The sequence below is a fragment of the Stenotrophomonas sp. HMWF023 genome (genome assembly GCF_003060985.1).
GTDB lineage: Bacteria > Pseudomonadota > Gammaproteobacteria > Xanthomonadales > Xanthomonadaceae > Stenotrophomonas > Stenotrophomonas lactitubi.
Map to the genome: position 1 here is coordinate 1 of NZ_QAIJ01000122.1, position 5276 is coordinate 5276.

General features: G+C 66.7%; 6 protein-coding genes. All 6 read right to left on the reverse strand.

The window, feature by feature from the left end:
• Nucleotides 1-640 (reverse strand): alpha/beta hydrolase-fold protein (locus DBR20_RS06370; RefSeq protein ID WP_108265599.1); only part of this gene is annotated, 640 nt, incomplete at its 3' end.
• 70 nt (nucleotides 641-710) lie between these two features.
• Nucleotides 711-977: a hypothetical protein gene (locus tag DBR20_RS06375; protein ID WP_108265596.1), complete on the reverse strand. Its 267-nt coding sequence runs from the start codon at nucleotides 975-977 to the stop codon at nucleotides 711-713.
• Nucleotides 978-988: 11 nt separating this feature from the next.
• Complete coding sequence (gene mgtE / locus DBR20_RS06380) at nucleotides 989-2350, reverse strand: magnesium transporter (RefSeq protein WP_025874026.1); 1362 nt, start codon at nucleotides 2348-2350, stop codon at nucleotides 989-991.
• Nucleotides 2351-2520: 170 nt separating this feature from the next.
• Complete coding sequence (ptsP, locus tag DBR20_RS06385) at nucleotides 2521-4290, reverse strand: phosphoenolpyruvate--protein phosphotransferase (RefSeq protein WP_108265597.1); 1770 nt, start codon at nucleotides 4288-4290, stop codon at nucleotides 2521-2523.
• A 2-nt stretch (nucleotides 4291-4292) separates the two neighbouring features.
• Nucleotides 4293-4562 carry an HPr family phosphocarrier protein gene (locus tag DBR20_RS06390; protein ID WP_025874024.1) on the reverse strand — a complete coding sequence of 90 codons (270 nt, stop codon included), beginning with the start codon at nucleotides 4560-4562 and terminating at the stop codon, nucleotides 4293-4295.
• Nucleotides 4555-4947, reverse strand: coding sequence for a PTS fructose IIA subunit family protein (locus DBR20_RS06395; protein WP_089239297.1), 393 nt, complete (start codon nucleotides 4945-4947; stop codon nucleotides 4555-4557). Before DBR20_RS06395 ends, DBR20_RS06390 begins: the two co-directional genes overlap by 8 nt.
• Nucleotides 4948-5276 lie beyond the last annotated feature (329 nt).

Consider the following 5276-nt stretch of genomic DNA (forward strand, 5'->3'; position numbering starts at 1 on the left):
CCACGTCATCCAGCGCGCCGTGGAAGATCCAGATCGGGGTGCGCTGCAGCCGTTGCGCGATCACCGCATAGGGATCCGCTTCGTTCGTCACCTGCTCAACGAACAGGGTGGGGCGTATCGCACGCGGTGCCAGTACCGCACCGCACACTGGCACGATCGCGGCAAAGCGCTGCGGGTCGTCCAGGGCGATGTTCCAGCTGCCGTAGCCGCCCATCGACATCCCGGTCAGGTACTGCCTTGCCGGGTCGGCGCCGAATTCTGCAATCGTGGCGTCCAGTGCCGCTATCGCCACACGGTTGTTGCGGCCGCTCCATTCTTCTCGGCCGGGTACCTGCGGAAACACCGCCAGCGCGGGGAAGTCGGCGCCGTGACGGCGCAGGTACGGGCCCAGGCCGGCGTGGGTCTGCTTCACGCCGTCACCGCCGCGCTCGCCGGAGCCGTGCAGGAACAGCACCACCGGGAGCGGCCTCGACGCGCGCGCGGCAGAGGCTGGAATGAACACCTGGTAGTAGGCGGTTTCGCCGTCCACCTTCACTGCACGTGCCTCGAAGTGGCCGCGCGCACCAGGTGGCGTACTGGCGCACCCGGTCATCATCAGCAGGGCCAGCAGCGGCAGCCAGCGCGAAAACGATCGAAGCATGGCGATTCCCATGAGGGCGAGGTCGCTTCGATGGTAGTGCGCTGCGGCCGGCCCGGCATCGTGCGCCGCATCACTGCGGGCGCGGGAAGCTGGCGATGATGTCCAACTGCTCCTGTGCCTCGAGGTTGCCTTCCACCGCGGCCGCCTGCACCTGCGCCATGTCCGGATGCAGCACCACCAGCAACGGGTTCTCGCAGACCGGGCACACGTACTCGGTGGCGTCCTCGTCCAGCTCCATCACCATTGCCCGTGAACTGCCTTTCCACTCGCAGGCCGCGCAGGTGTGAGGCTGGTCGCGCCAACCCGGCGCAAAGTAGTTTTCGATTGTCGTTGCCATGGCAGTTCCAGTCAGTGCAGCAGGACCATGGTGGCCAGGCCGAGGAAGGTGAAGAAGCCCATCGAGTCGGTCACCGCGGTCAGGAAGATGCCGCTGGCCAGTGCAGGATCGAAGCCGAAGCGCTTCAGGCCCAAGGGCACCAGCACGCCGGCCAGTGCCGCGAACAACAGGTTGCAGGTCAGCGCGATGGCGATCACCGCCGAGAGTCCGGGCGAGTGGAACCAGGCGAGCACGATCAGGCCCAGCACCGAGCCGAGCACCACACCATTGAGCAGCGCGACCCGCACTTCCTTCCACAGCAGCGTGCGTGCGTTGGAACTGCCGACCTGGCCCAGCGCCAGGCCGCGCACCATCAGCGCCAGCACCTGGGTGCCGGCATTGCCGCCGAGCCCGGCGACGATCGGCATCAGCACGGCCAGTGCGACCAGCTTGTCGATGGTGCCTTCGAAGTGGCCGACCACACTGGAAGCCAGGAAGGCGGTGCACAGGTTCACCGACAGCCACATCAGGCGGCGTCGCATCGCGCGCCAGACCGGGCTGAACAGATCCTCGTCCTCATCCAGGCCGGCCGCGCCCAGCGCCTGGTGCTCGGCCTGGCCACGGATGATGTCGACCACGTCATCGATGGTGATGCGGCCGATCAGGATGTTGTTGTCATCCACCACCGGCGCGGAGATCCAGTCATGGTCGGAGAACTGCCGCGCCACTTCCTGATCACTCTCGCCGACATCGATGGCAGGCTGCTCATCGTCGATCAGGCGGTTGATCGGCGTGGTGTCTTCGTGGGTCACCAGCGAGGCCAATGACACGCGTCCCAGGTACTGATGGCGGCGGCTGACCACGAACAGGTGATCGGTGTGGTCGGGCAGTTCGCCGCGCAGGCGCAGGTAGCGCAGCACCACATCGACGTTGACGTCGGCGCGCACCGTCACCACGTCCGGGTTCATCAGGCGGCCGGCGCTGTCCTCGGGGTAGGACAGCACCTGCTCCAGGCGCTCGCGGTTCTCGCGGTCCATCGACTTGAGGACTTCGTCGATGACCGTGTCCGGCAGGTCTTCGACCAGGTCGGCCAGATCGTCGATGTCGAGGTCTTCGACCGCGGCGATGATCTCGTCCGGGTCCATGTCCGCGAGCAGGCTCTCGCGCACGTCGTCGCCGACGTGGACCAGCACCTCGCCGTCGTCCTCCGGATCGACCAGGCCCCAGACGATCTCGCGCTTGCCCGGAGGCAGCGATTCGAGCAGGTTGCCGATCTCGGCCGGCGCCAGGGTATTGACCAGACGGCGTACCGGGCCCAGCCGACCGCTGTCCAGAGCATCGGACAGCATCCGCAACTGGCGCGCAGTCTTGTCGTGGCGTACAGCCTCAGCCATCGCAGCTCCCGCGGGATAAGAAAAGCCGCGATCCTTGCAAGGATGCGGCAACAGGGGTGTTCAGCGCGTCATTATCGCAAGGGGATGTTTCAACGCATACCCCGGTGGCCTGCGGCCAGCGGGTCCACACATTCCGCCGGGCCGTGCCCGGCGAGCGCGTAGCGCGGGAATCAGGACGCGTCCGCCACCAACGCCAGCCAGCGCTCGATGCCGCGGCGGTCACGCATGCCCAGCAGCTTCGGTGCGCGGGCGCGAAGGGCGCCCAGGTCGGCATCACGGACAGCCCGGCGTACTTCCAGCAAGGTGCCCGGGTGCAGGCTGAACTCGGTCAGGCCCAGCGCCAGCAGCAGCGGGGTCATCCGTGCGTCGCCCGCGATTTCGCCGCAGACCGCCACCGGAATGCGATGACGTGCGCCGGTTTCGATCACCATCTGCAGCAGGCGCAGCACGGCCGGGTGCAGCGGTGAATACAGTTCGCCCAGTGCTTCGTTGTTGCGGTCGGCGGCCAGCAGGTACTGCACCAGATCGTTGGTGCCGATCGACAGGAAGTCGACCAGGTCGATGAAACTCTCCAGCGCCAGCGCGGCGGCGGGCACTTCGATCATCGCACCCAGCGGTACATGCTCGGCCACCATGTGACCCTCGGCGCGCAGTTGCTCGCCCAGCTTCAGCATGCGCCGGCGTACCGCCAGCAGTTCGTCGCGGGTGCTGACCATGGGCACCAGCACGCGCAGCTTGCCGTAGGCCGAGGCACGCAGGATCGCGCGCATCTGGGTGTCGGCCACCTTGGGCCGGGCCAGTGACAGGCGCACGCCGCGCAGGCCCAACGCCGGGTTTTCCTCGTTGCTCAGGGTCAGGCCGGTGCGGTCGGCCTTGTCCGCACCCAGGTCGAGGGTACGGATGGTCACCGGGCGGCCACTCATGCCCAGCGCCGCATCGCGGTAAGTCTGGAACTGTTCTTCTTCGTCCGGCAGTTCGTTGCGCTGCAGGAACAGGAATTCGGTGCGGTACAGGCCCAGGCCGTGGGCACCCAGCGCATGCGCCTGGGTCACATCTTCCAGCGATTCGGCATTGGCCAGCAGGGCGATGTCGACCTGGTCGCGGGTACGGCTGGGTTTGCTGCGCAGGCGGCCGAGCTCGCGCTGCTCGCGCGCGTGCTCCTTCAGGCGTGCGCGGTAATCACGCAGGTTGTCGGCCTGCGGGTTGACGGTGATGCTGCCGTCGGCGCCATCGATGATCAGCACGTCGCCGTCGATCACCTTGCTCAGCAGCTGCGGCACGTTGACGATCAACGGCAGGTGCAGGCTGCGGGCGAGGATCGCACTGTGCGACAGCGCGCTGCCAGCAGTGGTGACGATGCCGACCACACCGTGCGACTGCAGCTGGGCCAGCTCGGAAGGGGCGATGTTGTCGCAGACCAGGATCTCGCCGGCCAGGCCCTTCACCGCTGCCGGGCGCTCGGGCTGCAGGAACGCATGGATGCGCCCGATCACATGGTCGAGGTCGTCCATGCGGCTCTTCAGGTAGGCATCGTCCATGCCATCGAAGACTTTGGCCAGGCGGTCGCGCTGCAGGCGCAATGCATAGCCGGCGCTGTAGGGACCACTGCGGATCAGTTCGTCCAGGCCGAACAGGAGCTCGGGATCGTCCAGCAACAGTGCATGCAGGTCGAGGAATTCGCCCACTTCCTGGTTCAGCGCACCATGCAGGCGCTGGCGCAGCTCGTGCATTTCCGTGCGCGCCGCGTCCACGGCGCGGTGCAGGCGTGCCAGCTCGGATTCAACCTGGGAGGGAGTGACGCGCTGTTCGGCTACTTCCAGTGCATGCGGCAGGCGCACGCGGGCGCGGCCCATCGCAGTACCGCGGGCGGCGCCGTGGCCGGCCAGCAGCTGTACCGGCCGTTGGCCGGTGGGGGCTTGGCCGGCGCGCGCGCGCGGCACGCTCAGTTGTCCTCGTCGAAGCGACGCTCGAACAGGTCGACCACCGCATCCATCGCCGCGACTTCGTCTTCGCCGTTGATGCGGATGGTGACCGGTGTGCCTTGCCCTGCCGCCAGCAGCATTACGCCCATGATGCTCTTGGCGTTGATCTCACGGCCCTTGGCGGCCATGGTCACGTTGCAGCGGAACGGCGCCAGGGTCTGCACCAGCTTGGCGGTGGCCCGGGCATGCAGGCCCAGGCGGTTGCTCACAGTGAGTTCTCGTTCAAGCATCGTCGACTATCGCTCCATTACGGGTGCCCGCCGCCGCAGTGGCAGGCAGTTGATCCAGTCCCTGTTCCGGATAATTCATCACCCGCAGCAACATCGGCAGACTCAGCGCCGACACCCGGCGAACCGGGGTCCCCAACCGGGCCAGCTGCCCGGCAAGGTTGGCGGGGCTGGCGCCGTACAGGTCGGTCAGGATCAGCACGCCCTCGCCCCCATCGACCCGCCGCAGAGCGGCCGAGGCGAGCGGGAGCAGAGCATCCAGGTCTGCGTCGAACGGTACTTCGAAAGCTTCGGTTTTCAACGGCAACTGCCGCAGAAGCCGGGTCGCCACGTCGAGCAGGGCGATCCCGACCCCAGGATGTGTTACGAGGAGAATGCCACAGGTCATTACTGCACGTTAACAGGTCAAGGTGAATTGGCGATAGCAGCAGGAGAGGGGCACTGTGTCCCGTATTCAGCGTTGCTCGAGTCGGAGCCCTTTTTCGTTGAAAAAGGGATCCGACCCCATCCGTTTTTCGATGCCCGACAGAGATTCATCCACGCATGGCGTGGATCTACTGTGTCGACCAAGGTCGACACCTACCAACAGCAGCAGAGAACGCCGTCCCGACAGATCGCGGGAACCTGTCGAAGGCGGGGCGGGTCAGCAAGCGGGGGCGTGAGCCGCATGGATGCGGCGACCGAGCTTACATGGACGTACTTGCAGCGTCCCCCGCT